15 protein-coding genes are annotated in these 14906 nt (G+C 43.8%); 3 read left to right on the top strand and 12 right to left on the bottom strand.

Annotation, left to right across the window (positions count from 1 at the left end):
• Window positions 1-70: 70 nt before the first annotated feature.
• Window positions 71-1741: a BspA family leucine-rich repeat surface protein gene (locus GGE08_RS02380; protein WP_179383302.1), complete on the top strand. Its 1671-nt coding sequence runs from the start codon at window positions 71-73 to the stop codon at window positions 1739-1741.
• Between the two features lie 832 nt (window positions 1742-2573).
• Here the strand turns inward: GGE08_RS02380 and dprA are convergent.
• The gene (gene dprA / locus GGE08_RS02375) at window positions 2574-3680 is read right to left on the bottom strand and encodes a DNA-processing protein DprA (protein WP_179383301.1); all 1107 of its coding nucleotides are present in this window, start codon (window positions 3678-3680) and stop codon (window positions 2574-2576) included.
• Between the two features lie 105 nt (window positions 3681-3785).
• Between dprA and GGE08_RS02370 the strand changes: the two genes are divergently transcribed.
• Both GGE08_RS02370 and GGE08_RS02365 read left to right on the top strand, forming a co-directional pair.
• Window positions 3786-4730, top strand: coding sequence for an SPOR domain-containing protein (locus GGE08_RS02370; RefSeq protein ID WP_179383300.1), 945 nt, complete (start codon window positions 3786-3788; stop codon window positions 4728-4730).
• A gap of 61 nt (window positions 4731-4791) precedes the next feature.
• The gene (locus GGE08_RS02365; RefSeq protein WP_179383299.1) at window positions 4792-5307 is read left to right on the top strand and encodes an acyl-CoA thioesterase; all 516 of its coding nucleotides are present in this window, start codon (window positions 4792-4794) and stop codon (window positions 5305-5307) included.
• Here the strand turns inward: GGE08_RS02365 and GGE08_RS02360 are convergent.
• The 11 genes from GGE08_RS02360 to atpG form a co-directional block, all read right to left on the bottom strand.
• On the bottom strand, window positions 5304-5927 hold the full coding sequence (locus GGE08_RS02360) for a hypothetical protein (protein WP_179383298.1): 624 nt from the start codon (window positions 5925-5927) through the stop codon (window positions 5304-5306). The two genes, GGE08_RS02365 and GGE08_RS02360, sit on opposite strands and share 4 nt — an antisense overlap.
• A complete protein-coding gene (locus GGE08_RS02355; RefSeq protein ID WP_179383297.1) occupies window positions 5905-6609 on the bottom strand; it encodes a hypothetical protein in 705 nt (234 codons plus the stop codon). Before GGE08_RS02355 ends, GGE08_RS02360 begins: the two co-directional genes overlap by 23 nt.
• Window positions 6610-6656: 47 nt before the next feature.
• A complete protein-coding gene (locus tag GGE08_RS02350) occupies window positions 6657-7493 on the bottom strand; it encodes an aldo/keto reductase (protein WP_179383296.1) in 837 nt (278 codons plus the stop codon).
• A gap of 4 nt (window positions 7494-7497) precedes the next feature.
• A complete protein-coding gene (locus tag GGE08_RS02345) occupies window positions 7498-8724 on the bottom strand; it encodes a murein hydrolase activator EnvC family protein (RefSeq protein ID WP_179383295.1) in 1227 nt (408 codons plus the stop codon).
• 1 nt (window position 8725) lies between these two features.
• Window positions 8726-9505: a DUF4292 domain-containing protein gene (locus GGE08_RS02340; protein ID WP_179383294.1), complete on the bottom strand. Its 780-nt coding sequence runs from the start codon at window positions 9503-9505 to the stop codon at window positions 8726-8728.
• On the bottom strand, window positions 9505-10428 hold the full coding sequence (locus tag GGE08_RS02335) for a lipopolysaccharide assembly protein LapB (protein ID WP_179383293.1): 924 nt from the start codon (window positions 10426-10428) through the stop codon (window positions 9505-9507). Before GGE08_RS02335 ends, GGE08_RS02340 begins: the two co-directional genes overlap by 1 nt.
• Before the next feature lie 44 nt (window positions 10429-10472).
• Window positions 10473-11489 (bottom strand): sugar phosphate nucleotidyltransferase, encoded by a 1017-nt coding sequence (locus tag GGE08_RS02330; protein ID WP_179383292.1) that lies wholly within the window; start codon window positions 11487-11489, stop codon window positions 10473-10475.
• Between the two features lie 70 nt (window positions 11490-11559).
• On the bottom strand, window positions 11560-11871 hold the full coding sequence (locus GGE08_RS02325; RefSeq protein ID WP_179383291.1) for a GIY-YIG nuclease family protein: 312 nt from the start codon (window positions 11869-11871) through the stop codon (window positions 11560-11562).
• Window positions 11872-11954: 83 nt separating this feature from the next.
• Window positions 11955-12389 (bottom strand): dUTP diphosphatase, encoded by a 435-nt coding sequence (dut, locus tag GGE08_RS02320; protein ID WP_179383290.1) that lies wholly within the window; start codon window positions 12387-12389, stop codon window positions 11955-11957.
• Complete coding sequence (locus GGE08_RS02315; protein ID WP_179383289.1) at window positions 12379-13848, bottom strand: lipopolysaccharide biosynthesis protein; 1470 nt, start codon at window positions 13846-13848, stop codon at window positions 12379-12381. The genes dut and GGE08_RS02315 overlap by 11 nt, the downstream gene beginning before the upstream one ends.
• Before the next feature lie 137 nt (window positions 13849-13985).
• Window positions 13986-14846 carry an ATP synthase F1 subunit gamma gene (gene atpG, locus GGE08_RS02310; RefSeq protein WP_179383288.1) on the bottom strand — a complete coding sequence of 287 codons (861 nt, stop codon included), beginning with the start codon at window positions 14844-14846 and terminating at the stop codon, window positions 13986-13988.
• Window positions 14847-14906: the final 60 nt, after the last annotated feature.

Raw genomic sequence — 14906 nt, 5'->3', positions numbered from 1 at the left:
GTCAGATCGTACCCTTTTGTAAACCCAAAATGAAGCATATTGCTCCTTATTTATCTAAAAATCTAGTATTATGACATTGAGAAAATTGTTATGGTCGCTTTTGGCCATTACCGTAATGTGGTCCTGTGGAAAGGACGACGACCCAGCACCTCCGGCAGCTGCGCCGACCATTGCCAACTTCACCCCCGAATCCGGGCCAGTGGGCACTGAAATTACCATTAACGGTACCAACTTTAGCACCACGGTGGCGAGCAACACCGTAAAGATTGGCACCGCTACGGCTACCGTAACCGCTGCTACGGCCACCCAGCTCAAGGCCACCGTGCCCACAGGTGCCATCACGGCCAAGGTGACCGTGACCGTAGGCGGGAATACCGCCATAAGCGCCAAGGACTTTACCGTGACCGATGTAAACGAAGCGCCCACCGCGGCAGACCAGAGCATTGAAGTGGCCGAGGACCAGACCGTGGTAGGCACCGTAGAAGGCAGTGACCCCGAGGACGACGAACTGACCTTTGCCCTGGTGACCGACGAGAGCGAACTCTTCCAAGTGGCCGAGAACGGTGAAATTACCTTGGCCGAGGGCAAGAACCTTGACTTTGAGACCGCCACCGAGCATACGTTAACGCTTACTGTGAGCGACGGCACCAACGAGCCCGTGGAGTTTACAGTGACCGTAAAAGTGACCAATGTCATCGATACCCTGTTTGAGGACCCTGCTTCCTTAATACTAAAGTTTGATATAGATACTCCGGGAGAAGAATTGAACATTGGTACCTATCCATATACCTATGAATATAATTATACCATAGACTGGGGAGATGGAACAGTTGAAGCTGGGTTGACCCAGGATGATCTTTATCCAACCCACGTTTATCAAAATGCTGGAACCTACACTGTGGCCATAAAAGGGAATTTTCCTGCATTTAAAATGTGGGATCCCGATTTTCCCGTGATTTCAGGAAGACTTTTTATAATTGACGTGGTTCAATGGGGCACTCAAAAATGGCAGAATATGGAATATGCGTTTAAATTTTGCACAAAACTGGTTGAATTCAGCGCTACTGACAGTCCTGATTTGTCAGAGACTAAAAATATGCACGATATGTTTCATGGTTCCAACATATTCAACGGAGATATTGGTGGTTGGGATACTGGCAATGTAACCAATATGTCTGGAATGTTTGAAGATGCCCATGCCTTTAACCAACCTTTGTTCCAAACCGAAGGCGGATGGAATACCAGTAATGTAACGGATATGTCCTCTATGTTCTACAATGGGGGAGCAGAATATGCTTTCAACCAAGACCTAAGTTCATGGGATACGAGTAATGTAACGGATATGTCCTTTATTTTCTACAATGAGGGAGGAGGAATTCATACTTTTAACCAAGACTTAAGTTCATGGGATACCAGTAATGTAACGGATATGTCCTTTATGTTCTACAATGAGGGAGGAACCCATGCTTTCGACCAAAGTTTGGGAGCTTGGGACATCAGTAGTGTCACCAATATGACTGACATGCTCTACAATTGTGGGATGAGCCCGGAAAACTATAGTGCCACTTTATCAGGATGGGGCAATAAGGGTGCCGATAACATTCCGAATAATATTACCTTGGGAGCTACTGAGCTCACGTATTGTGGTAACATTGGAACTTTACTTGCGCGCAACACTTTTCTCATTGGAGAAAATGGATGGGTCATCCAAGACGCTGGTGTAGACCCCAATTGCCCATAATACACCTTTTTTATACATTAGCCCTCGTCCCATACAGGGCAAACAGAGCCACCGGCGGCCTTCGGGTTTCCGGTGGTTTTTGCATTCCGCACAGTTGCTGAGCGTAGTCGAAGCATGATGCGGAATCTCATCCTTTCGGGCGGGATGTCATTCCGTGCGGTTGCTGAGCGTAGTCGAAGCATGATACGGAATCCCATCTGAGTGAGACGCTGAAACAAGTTCAGCGTGACGGTAAGAGGTCATTTCGACATGAGGAACGAAGTAACGATGGAGAAATCAAATGGGAAAACGCAAGTACAAGTTTCAAGTTCAAAGTTTAAGGTTTAGGGTTAAAGGTTCAATGGTTTAGGGTTTAATGTTTGCGGTTTAACTTCAAAAGGTCATTTCAAATGACAAAGAACCTTATTCGTGTTAATTCCTGATATTAGTTCAACTGCCCGATGCCCACTGCCAACTGCCGACTGCTGACTGCCCACTGCTGACTGACTTCCGACAGATTTCTCGACTGCGCTCGAAATGACATCCTAACTCGCAACACGAAACACGCAACTCTAAGCTCACAACTCCCGACTTCCGACTTCGGTTTTCGGTCTTCGGTCTTCCAACTGCCCACCAAACCAAGTCTATTTTCTATCGCCTTTCCTCTCCTGATTCTTGATTCCTGCCTCTTGGCTCCTCACTGAACAAGGTTCTCGATACATTTTTTGTCTACTTTTTTCAAAAACTCATCAAAAAACACTCGAACTGACGTCTTAACCTGAAACCTGAAACCCCTAACTCTAAACTTCCGACTTCGGACTTCGGACTCCTAACTCCTTCACACCAACTAAACCTACACTGCTTCGAACAGTTTACCGGGCAATGGACGGACGACCCCTTTCATTTCCATTTGCACCAAAGTGGACGAAACCTTAAAAATGGGCAATTTACACTCCAAAGCCACGGTGTCCAGCAACTGTTTCCCGTTCAATTGCAGGTAAGAGTAGATTGACTGTTCTGTTTCGTCCAACTCGACGAACAGCTGTTTTTGTACCGTTTTTTCCTGCTTTTCTTCCTCGATTTGCCATCCCAGGAGATAAATCAGCTCCGCGGCAGAGGTCAATAAATGCGCCTTTTGGTATTTGATAAGGTCGTTGCAGCCCTTGCTCCATTTGTCGGTGGCCCGGCCCGGAACGGCAAACACCTCACGATTATAGCCATGGGCCAAATCAGCGGTCACCAAACTACCCCCTTTTTCGGCAGACTCTATGACAATGGTTGCTTCACTGATTCCTGCAATGATTCGGTTTCGCTTTAGGAAATTCTCTCGATTGGGTTGACTACTGCTCCAGAATTCGGTTAAAAAACCACCATTGGCCTCGATTTTGGATTGATATTTGGCGTGTGCTTTGGGGTAAATCTGATTCAGGCCATGCGCCATACAAGCAATCGTCTGCAATCCGTGGTCCATCGCCGCTTTTTGCACCTTTATGTCGACACCATAAGCCAATCCACTCACGATAATGGGGTTCAACGGGGCCAATTCGGCTATAAACTGTTGGGCAAAGGAGCTCCCGTAACTGGTCACATTCCGCGTGCCCACCACGCTGATAATTTTTTGCTGCTTCAAATCGATATTGCCCCTTTGAAACAAAAGAATGGGACCATCCAAGCAATGCTTAAGGCGTTCAGGATAGGTATCCTCCATAAAATAGGAAACCTCAATGTTCTCTTTGGACAAAAATTCGAACTCCTGTTGGGCTTCATCCAAATATAGGGTATCGTGAAGTCCTTTTAAGGTCACTTTACCAATGCCGTCAATTTTGAGGAGATGGTGCGGTTTGTCCTCAAAAATGGCCGATGGACTTCCGCAGTGCGCAATTAATTTTTTTGCGGTCACATCCCCGATATTGGGAATGTTTTGCAGCCGCAAAGCCGCAATAATTTCAGGTTCAGTCATTTGATTTGGGCGTCAAAGTTGTCCACAAAATACAGCTTTTCAAATGTTAATAAAAAGTTATCCGGCTTATTTTGTACTCCCCCATTTTTTACAATATTTGTGGCTATGCGGATAGATGCACACATAGAAAAATTGTTGTTTGATTATAATTGTGTTGTAGTACCCGGTTTCGGGGCATTCTTGGCCCATGGTACATCCGCAGCAATCGATAGGGCCACCAACACTTTGGTACCGCCCAGCAAAGTCATCTCCTTTAATGCCCAACTTTCCAAAAATGACGGTCTTTTGGTATCCCATATTGCCAAAGAAAAGCAATTAGGATATGAAGAACTGTTGAAAGAAGTGGAGAACGTGGCCCAAGATTGGAAAGAAAGATTGGCCCAAGGCGAGCGCATCGAGCTTTTTGGCATCGGGACCTTGTGGCATAACTCCGAGCAACGTATCCAATTTCAACCGGAAGAAAAAGTCAATTTTTTGACAGCTTCTTTTGGACTCTCTGCTTTTACCGCTACTCCGATTCAGCGTGAAGTGATCAAGGAAGAAGTGGAGGAGTTGGAAGAGCGCATTCCGTTTATGATCACTCCGGAAAAACGGGAGCAGAGCTCGTTCCGACCTTGGCTCAAGTACGCCGCCGTGATTCTGTTGGCCGTTTCTTTGGGAGCTACGTCGTACAAAACCTATGGTGACCTTCAGGAAAGGGAGGTAGCCGCCCAACAAGATGCCCAGCAAGAGGTTTCCCGCCTTATCCAAGAGGCTACTTTTTTTGAAAGTGCACCCTTGGAACTCCCAGCCATCAACATAAAGGTGACCAAAAAGCAATTAGGCAAACATCACGTAATCGCTGGCGCCTTTAGGGAAGAAAAAAACGCTGAAAAACGTGTGAGCCAGCTCAAAGAAAAAGGGTACAATGCCTTTTATTTGGGCACCAATGCCTATGGTCTTCACCAAGTAGCTTACGATAGCTTTGAGGACCCCAAGGAGGCCCTAGTATTTTTGAGAAAGGTAAAAGCCGAGGATTCCCGAGATGCTTGGTTGCTTTCTGAGAAATAATCCCACTTTCCTTTAAAAAGCATTTCTTACTTCAATATCTTTGCGCAAAATGTAAAGAGGTATGCGCGCTAAAAAACCCAGTGAATCCCGCACGGTAATGACCGATTTGGTATTGCCCAGTGAAACCAACCCCTTGAACAACCTGTTTGGAGGCGAGCTCTTGGCCAGAATGGATCGAGCGGCCAGTATTTCGGCACGGAGGCACAGCCGCCGTATTACAGTGACCGCTTCGGTGAACCATGTGGCATTCAATAGTGCTGTTCCTTTGGGGAGCGTGGTTACCGTAGAGGCATCGGTTTCGCGGGCGTTCAACACTTCGATGGAGATTTTCTTGGATGTATGGATAGAGGATCGTTTTACTGGGGAGCGCACCAAGGCCAATGAGGCCATTTATACCTTTGTTGCCGTAGATGATACAGGAAAACCAACCGAGGTACCGCCTTTGGAGCCTGAAACGGAACTGGAAAAGGAGCGCTACGCTGCTGCCCTACGAAGAAAACAGTTGAGCTTGGTACTGGCTGGTAAAATGAAGCCTGCCGATGCCACCGAGCTTAAGGCACTTTTCTTGAACAACTAGAAAGTGTAGAGTCTTATTCCCACAAAGGGAACAAAAGTTTGGGTTCGTTTCAAGGAATTCTCTATTTCTGGAGCGGTATCTATACTTAAAAAATCCAAGTAATGGTCCAGTTTAAGAAATACGCCAAACGAATTGCTTATTCTATACCCAAGGTCGATTTTGGCCAGTATGGAAAACCCATCATCCCTGAACTTGGCAGCATCTTTCTCATGTCTATAAAGGGCATAACCTATGCCCAAACCTGTTCTTAGGATGATTCTTTTTTTGTGTTCCAATATGGAGTAGCTACCTGTAACATACAAATGCGTTATTCTAGAGTTATCTATACCTCCAACTTTGCTAATATCAACAACATCTCCTTTAAAAAAGCTCCATTGCCCTCCAATCAACCATTTTGGCGATTCCAAAACATTTGCTGTGATGTTTGTGGCATTTCTGAGGTCATATCCTTCGGCCAAAAAATTATTCCCATAACTGGAGGGTATACCATATGCAATACTTAGCTCGCCTAAGATATCCCATTGCAATTCTTTTTGCTCTTCTTGCCCGAATAATAAGGATAGCGGCAGAAAGAGCATTGAAATCAATGCAATCCTTTTAAAAATCAAAAGTATACCCATCAGTATTGTATTGAATTTTGATTTCTCCTCGCCCAACTATTCCGTTATTGATCAATGAATAACTGATTTTGATGGAGTCTCCCTGTATGATCCTTAATGGGATTTCCCTCGTCATATCCGATGGGTATAATTCCCCAAATAGTTGCCTTTGGAACACTTCGTCGTCGAACTCACCGAAATTTAAATTGACCTCTTTTAGGGTAGAATTGTAAGATATGCCATAGGACAGCGTGTCTTGCATATTGGCCACCCGATTGATTAATACGCTTGTATTTTCCAAAGGTCCAATAGCAATGTCAGGAACTTGGTATTTGAAGTTTTCTAATGAAAATGGTTGCAGCCCATTAATTTCTAATGTTGGCCAGAATGCATTGTGCCCATTTTTACCGATATCATTGATTGCCACTGAAATAAAATCACTGTTTTCCGGTGAGATGGTAATGACTTGGTATTGGCCATCTGACCTTAATTTTGATTCGCCTATCAAAGCTACTTGCTCCCTCCTTGAGGGAAAAGAAGTGAAAGTTCCTAAGGCATAAACATCTACGGGAAGTTCCGGAATTACTGTACTTTCAAAGGAAATCACTTGGCCATCAACCAAAAGGCGGGTATTGTCCTCATAGGTCAACTCACATGAGCATATAATTATGCCTATAATGAAAACAAGTAGGTTTCTTCTCATTACTTAAGTAAAGATTTGGTTGGCTGAAAGTTACATCAATTATTTGATTAAAAATCAAAATTATTGGGGTCTGGTCCAAATCGTTTGTCCTTTTCCAAGCTATCCAATAATTGCACGTCTTCATCTAACAATTCAAAATCAAAAAGGTCAGCATTGGCCTTGATTCGTTCTGGTTTGGATGATTTTGGAATAGTAATCACCCCTTTTTGCAAATCCCACCGCAGTACTACCTGTGCAATGGTCTTGTTGTATTTCGCCGCCAAGTCCTTCATCACATCCAATTCAAAAATATGGCCCTGCATCAAAGGTGACCATGCCTCATACTGAATGCCCTTGGACGCACAGAAATCAATCAAATCCTGCTGCACCAAGTAGGGGTGGAACTCCATTTGGTTCACCATGGGCACAATCTCTACCGAGGGCAACAAATCCTCCAGATGGTGTTGTAAAAAGTTGCTGACCCCAATGGCACGAACCCGTTCTTCCTTGTAGAGTTTTTCCAAAGCTTTCCATGTTTCTTTGGATAGGTCCCCTTTGGGCCAATGAATCAAATACAAATCCAGGTAATCCGTTCCCAAGCGCTCCAAACTGGCCTCAAATGCCTTGATTGTGCTGTCATAGCCTTGATCGGTGTTCCACACCTTGCTGGTCAAAAAAACATCCTCACGGCTTACGCTGCTTTCGCGGATTCCAGTACCCACGCCTTCTTCATTGTGATAAATGGCAGCGGTATCGATATGGCGGTAGCCATGATCAAGTGCTGCTTTTACGGCATTTATGACTTCGCTTCCATCTTCGGATTGATACACTCCCAATCCAAAATAGGGCATCTGGACCCCATTGTGTAGTTCAAAAAAGCCTTGTAAATCAGTTATTTTCTTCATAGTGTTAAAGTTGATAGATCCAATCCTCGGGGTTCAAGCGGTCGGAATCCTTGTACAGGTAAAATTTCAACTTTGTGGTGCCGTCCAACCGATTGGTATTTATTTCGCCCAGCACTTCTTTGGCGGCGACTTTATCCCCTTTTTTTACATAGAGATTGGAAAGGTTATAATAGGTGCTGATGTAATTTCCATGTTTGATCTGAACGCCTTTGTTCCCTCCGGGAACGGATAGAATGGCAATGACCTCGCCCTCAAAAATGGCCCTCGCCTTGCTCCCTTTGTCCGTGGTGATGGTTACGCCATTGTTCCGGTGCTTGATGCCGGGGTACAACTTGTCCGCATAAACTCCATAGCCCTGACTTTTAATTCCCTTTTCCACCGGCCATATTAATCTTCCCTTGTTGGAAGAGAAATTGTCTGCCAACAACTTGGCTTCTGGAGTAAGGGCAAACGTGGCACTGCTTGTGGATTTGCCCGAGCTTTTGTTGGAGCTGGCAATCGCACTTTTGATCATCCGTTCAATTTCATTGTCTATTCTACGGGCCTCTTTCTGCTTTTCCGCAATGGCGGCCGTGTATTTGGCCTCGTTCTGCTTAATGCTCGTTAAAAGACTGCGCTGCGCTTCAATTTCTTTGCTAAGTTCTTCTTTCGCTTTCTGATTTTCCGCGACCAATTGGTCCTTTTCCTTTCGTTGACGCACCAAGTCTTGGTTCAAGGTTTTGAGTTCCTCGGTTTTTTGAACGATGCCTTCCCCTTGCTTCTTTCTGTATTTGGCATATTGTTTCATGTACTGAAGCCTTTTTAAGGCCTGAAAAAAGTTTTCTGCGGACAACAGGAACATCAATCGATTGTTCTGCGACTTGTTCTGATAGGTTTTCTGGATTAGTTCTGCATAATCTTCCTTAAGAACTTCCAAATCTTCCCGAAGCTTGCTGATGCTTCTAATATTGACGTTGATTTGCCTACTCAGCAAATTCGATTGTTGATTGGTAACCCGAATCAGCTCTTGCCGAACATTTATTTTATTGTCCAAGGCTTCCATTTGGTCCAAAACGGTACCCTTTTCTTTGCGCTCGGCGAACAGCAGACGGTTAATTTCCTTGATTTCCTCTTGCAAGCGTTCCCGTTTGGCCTCCAGCACCTTCTGTTCCCCGGTTTGAGCAAATGAAGTTACCGAAGTAAGCACTGTAAGTATCGTATAATAAATAAGATATGAAATTTTACCTTTCATATTACTTTAATGTAATTTTATCATAGCCTTTGGGGACTTTGTACGGAAAACTCATGGGTTTGTTAAGCTCCAAGTTACGAAAACTCAAGTCAATCGTAGTCAATTCACCTTTTTCTTCGGCCACGATTTGTATATCCTCCGGAAGCACATTTCCAGAAACATCTTGATAGGTATATTTTGCCAATAAATGTCTTGCGCTTACGGGCTGTGATATTTCCTGACTGGCTATTTTAAAGTTTTTGGGTTCCAATTGAAAGAGAATCTTAAAAAGTTCTTGGGCTTTCTTAGGTTTTAATTGGTAGTTCCCGTTGTATACTTCCGAATTGAGTTTTTCTTTTCTGAGGTCGAGCACTGCGTTTCCCAAAAGTAGGTTCTGTACTTTTTCAAAATCCAGTTCTGTACCCAACAACTCGCTTAAATAGCTAAAGTCTCCATCAAAATACTCATTTTGCAGCTTGTTGTAAAACGATACTTTTTTGGGGGTAATGTGCGCCTTTACAACACCGAGTGGTGCACTCATCCAAATCACTTTGTCCTTTTCCATGCGTAAGCTTACGTTGACACCTTGCGAATCGTCCCCGTTGGTGTAGTCGATTTTAACGCGTCCCCTCAGGGTTCGGAATTTGGGTTGGTTGGAGTAATGGGCATTGACGATGTTTTTTGCGGAAAGTCTTGAATTGGCCTCTCCCCCCGTAATCGACTTGGTACTTTTACAAGAACCTAGGGTGGCCAACATCAAAATGGCAACGCTTGCTTTGTATATATATTTATGTAGGTTCATTACAATCCTGAATTGATCTTGTTCAAATATTCATTGGCTTTTTGTGCATTCCCAATCTTGGAATACCCTTCGGATAATTGCTTGTACATCTTATTTTGAAGCGTACTGTCATCCAATATATAATCAAGTCCACTCTCCAACACTTCAACGCCCTTGCTGGCATTGCCGGTGTTGTTCAACGCTGTTCCATAGGCATAATAAAAATAGGGCTGCAAAGGATACGTATCCAATGCCTCCTTGGATTCCGTTAACAAGGCAGTATAATTGGAAGCTGCGATGTATTCCTCCATTGTTTTTTTCAATTGGGATATAGGGTCACTTTTGGTTTCCTCAACGTTCTGCACTATGGGCGTGACTTCTTCTATACTTTCCCTTTTTTGGAGTGAATCCTTAATCTTCCGGCTTAGCTCCGATTTTAGGGAAGAACTTGGCAAGCCCTCCAAAACCTCGGTGGCTTCCTTGTACTGCTTCATTTTGAAGTAGAACAGCCCCATGTTCTGTCTAAGCTTTGTATTACTGTAAGGAATTCGTTCTTTGATAGTCTCCAAGGGACTTCCTTGTTTCTCCAAAATGGTGAGCAAATTGTCCAAATACCAATAGTCCTCTGGTTCCGATAGTAGAGCCTCAATCGCATAATCTTGCGCCTGCACGTACTTTTTATCGAGCATATAGGCTTTGCCCAATTCGTAATCCACTACGCTGTTGTTGGGTTCCAGTTGCTTGCATTTCAAGAAAAGGTCGACCGCCCTATCGTAGTTTTGGATGCCTTTCTGTTTGAGGGCTTCAAAGAAATTTTCTTGAAACTCATCGGTATATTCTTCGAGGTAGACATCGGCACCTTCTTGTTCTTCTTGGGCATAGGTATGATTATGCATCAGTACTGATGCTCCCGCAATCAACCAAACCAGCAGTTTCCTTTTCATAGTAACGTCCTAAGTCCCCATCCCACCAAAAATGTGTTCTAAAGTTATTCCAAAACAGAATAATCTCCAATGCTAATGGTCTCAAAATTACCATTATAAAATACATGGTTCCCGATCATGGCATTATCCAAATTGGCATTGGTAATCCTGCTATGGCTCTGGATGAGGCTGTTTTTTATGGTCGAATTCTCCACAACGGTATTCGCGCCAACCGAAACATATGGCCCTATCGTGGTATTTTTGAGCACTACGTTCTCTCCAATAAAACAGGGTTCGACTATATTGGCATTTTCTTGTGTCACGGAATCGGCAATCATGTTTTCGCCCTCCTTTTCCAAGAAGGCCAACATGCGCTGATTGGTTTCCACGGTCACGTTTTTGTTGCCGCAATCCATCCATTCATCCACCTTACCCGGAACAAATTTCATGCCCTTTTCCATCATCCTTTTGATACCGTCATTGATTTGGTATTCCCCACCATGGGTGATATCATGATCCAAAACATGCTGCAGCTCATTTTTGAGCACTCCAACATCCTTGAAATAATAAATACCGATTACAGCGAGGTCAGATACATATTCTTGAGGTTTTTCAACCAATTCCACGATTTGATGGTCATCGTTCAACTGGACCACTCCGTACGCTTCGGGGCGCTCCACTTGCTTCACCCAAATCACGCTATCGGCCGATTTATCCAAATCAAAATCGGCTCGTATCAATGTATCGGCGTATGCGATTACCGCAGGACCGCTCAAGGATTCCTTGGCGCTCATGATGGCGTGCCCAGTTCCAAGCGGTTGATCTTGTCGATAAATGGACCCTTTAGCGCCCAATTCGTCCGCCAATGCCATTAAGCTTTCCACCACATCATCCCCAAAAAAGGCAGGATCACCCAAAATAAAGGCAACTTCCTCGATTGGTTCGCCCAATACTTTAGCAATATCGGTGACCAAACGGTGCACTATGGGTTTTCCTGCAACAGGAATCAACGGTTTTGGAACGGTAAGTGTGTGTGGTCTTAAGCGGGATCCCCTCCCTGCCATGGGTACGATTATTTTCATATGTTACACACCTGCGAAGGCAGGTGTCTCCTTTTTAGCAGTTAATACTTTCTCCTTGATTCAACAAGGTTTATCTTAGTTTATTATAATTCAATTTCCAGTTAAGACTGATGTCAACCCAGTTTGGGTTAAACTCTTTTATTAAATTGATTTTCCACGCTCTCTTCCACTTTTTCATTTGCTTTTCTCGTTTTACAGCTTCTTCTCCATTTTCAAACTGTTCAAAATAGACCAACTTGTCACAATTGTATTTTGCGGTAAAGGACTGTGGAAAAGCTTTTAATTTATGTTCTTTTACTCTTTCGTCCAGATTATCGGTAACGCCTACATAAAGTACTCCATCAGGTCTATTAGTCATTATGTAAACATTCCAAAATTTCATAATTTCAATAGTATTTGGACGAACCTTCTTAAAAAGGTTTTGTAGGTGTCCTTCCCTAAGAGATTCCTGCCTTCGCAGGAATTTTACTTAGTTCCAGTACTCCCAAATCCGCCCCCGCCCCTGTCCGTTTCAGAAAGGGCCTCAACTTCTACCCACTCGGCACGTTCGTGCTTTGCGATGACCATCTGGGCAATACGTTCACCATTTTCCACAGTAAAATCTTCATTGGAAAGATTTACCAGTATTACCCCAACGTTTCCACGATAATCGGCGTCAATCGTTCCAGGGGCGTTTAACACGGTGATTCCTTTTTTGGCCGCCAACCCGCTACGTGGCCGTACTTGGGCCTCATAGCCCACAGGGAGCTCCATGTATAGTCCAGTGGGGACAATGGCCCTTTCCAGTGGTTTTAAGGTAATGGGGGATTCCAAATCCGCCCTTAAATCCATTCCTGCGGAGGCAAGGGTTTCGTAATGTGGCAGCTTATGGCCTGATTTGTTGATGATCTTAATCTTCACGTTTTATAAATATGCTTCGTAATTTATCTCCTTCCATCTTGTACACCAGCCCCAAAAATAACAAAAACAGTAGGCTGCCCGCTATTAAATTTCTATTAAAAACATAGAACGAAAGTATGGAAAACACCAGCGATACAGATAGGTAAAACACAATCTTTCGCATATTGTAGGGTACAGGGTAGTATTTTTTTCCAAAGTGATAGGAGAGGAGCATCATACTACCATAGGCGGCCAAGGTGGCCAAGGCCGAAGCCATGTATCCTATTTTTGGAATCAAGCTTATATTAATGACCAAAGTGATGATGGCCCCAACTGAAGAAATATAAGCGCCAAATTTGGTTCTGTCCGTTACTTTATACCAAACAGAGAGGTTGTGGTAAATTCCCAGACAGAAGCTTGCCAATAGAATTATAGGAACCACATCCAAAGCCTCCCAATACACAGGGTTGTGCAATAACAGTCTGCCCAGTACATCGATAAAAGCAATAACTCCCAATAAGATTATGCTTCCAAGGATTACAAAGTAATTGGTGATTTGCGCATACGTTTTCTGGGGTTTTTCGCTCTTGGCATGACTAAAGAAAAAGGGTTCCACCCCCATTCTAAAAGCGGTCCCGAACAGCGTCATAAACAGGGCCAGTTTGTAGCAGGCACCATATTTGCCCACTTCACTTTCGGCAATTTTGGATGGAAGGAGTTCGGTAAGCAAAATTTTATCCAATACCTCGTTGATGGTAAAAGCGATTCCAGCTACAAGAATGGGTCCTGCATACTTCATCATTTGTTTCCAAACACCCAAATCGAACGTGTACGATGCCTTTAGGTAGGTGGGCAACAAAATCAATAAGGTTACTCCGCTGGCGATTACATTAGAGATCAAAACATAATGGATTTCCCAATTGGGTTTGTAAAGGGATACGAAAAATCCAGTGTCCGCCTCCTGTGCCATTTTTGGGAGTACCAACAGAAAAAATATGTTAAAAGCCAAGTTTATGGCCACATTAATGGTCTTTAGGACCGCATAGCGCATTGGTTTTTCATTCGCTCTTAGCAGCGCAAACGGAATAATGACCACGGCATCAAGAACCAAAATATAGGTGGTGAACTTAAGGTAATCCGCGTTGATATTGGTTACGCTGGACAACCATTCCCTAAGCGACAGGGCAAGAATCAGAAACAGTATGGAAGAACTCAGTAAGGATATCAGTGAAGTAGATATCACTTTGGCCTTATCCCCGCTTTTATGGTAAAACCGAAAAAATGCCGTTTCCATACCATAGGCCAAAAACACATTAAAAATAGCTATCCAGGCATAGATGTTCGTGTACTGTCCGTAACCTGAAGCATTCTCAAATACAGCGGTATACAACGGTAACAAAAAGAAAGAGATGACCCTTGGCATTACCGTGGCCAGACCGTAGATAAATGTTTGTTTAAAAAGCCGCTTTAGTGGATTCAATAGGTGTTGCTTCTTTAAAGACCCAAGTTAGGTGGCTACAAGTTACGCAAAAGCCGTAATTACCTAAACCTTATTATCCTAAGAAAAACAAAAAGGCCACCCATTCGGTGGCCTTTTGATAGTATTATTATGGAACCTTAATTGTTCAACGCTTCTGCACCACCAACAATCTCGAGGATTTCGTTGGTAATCGCTGCTTGACGGGCTTTGTTGTAAGTCAATTTTAACTCGTTTCTTAATTCGGCAGCATTATCCGTCGCTTTATGCATTGCGGTCATACGCGCTCCGTGCTCACTGGCAAAGGAATCCCGAACGGCCTTGAACAACTGTGTCTTCAAGGATTTTGGAATCAGCTCCTTTACAATTTCCACTTTGGAAGGTTCAAAAATGTAGTCAGCAGCGATAGCTTTGTCCCCTTCAGTTCCTACTATCGGCAGAAACTGCTCGGTCATCACAATCTGGGTAGCGGCATTTTTGAACTTGTTGTATACCAATTCGATTTTATCGTAATCGCCCTTGGTAAACAAACGCATCAACAATTCAGCGATTTCTGCAACATTGTCAAAGGTCAAATCATCGTATACCTTGCTTTGGTCGCCCAAAATAGTATGCCTTTTTCTAAGGATGTCGTGCCCCTTTTTACCGATGGTATAGAAATCCACCTGCTTTCCCGGATACATATTGGAGACCAAATGGTTGCTCTGCTTGATGATGTTGGAGTTGAAACCACCGCATAGTCCCCTGTTGGACGTTATGGCAACCACCAAAACCTTGTTTACGGGCCTTTTGTCGGCGTACTCGCTTCCACCATCTCCTTCCAAACTGGCGCTAAGCCCTTGCAGGAGCTCGGTCAATTTATCGGAATAGGGACGCATTGCCGTAATAGCATCCTGAGCTTTCTTCAACTTTGCGGCAGATACCATTTTCATGGCACTGGTAATCTGCATCGTTGATGAGATGGATGATATTCTGTTACGTATTTCCTTTAGATTCGCCATATTCTACTTTGTCATTCCGCACTTGATGCGAAATCTTTTTGGTTATGGATTCCTACAGTG

The sequence above is a fragment of the Allomuricauda sp. ARW1Y1 genome (assembly GCF_013407935.1).
Classification (GTDB): Bacteria; Bacteroidota; Bacteroidia; order Flavobacteriales; family Flavobacteriaceae; genus Flagellimonas.
This window is presented reverse-complemented; position numbering and strand designations above follow the sequence as displayed.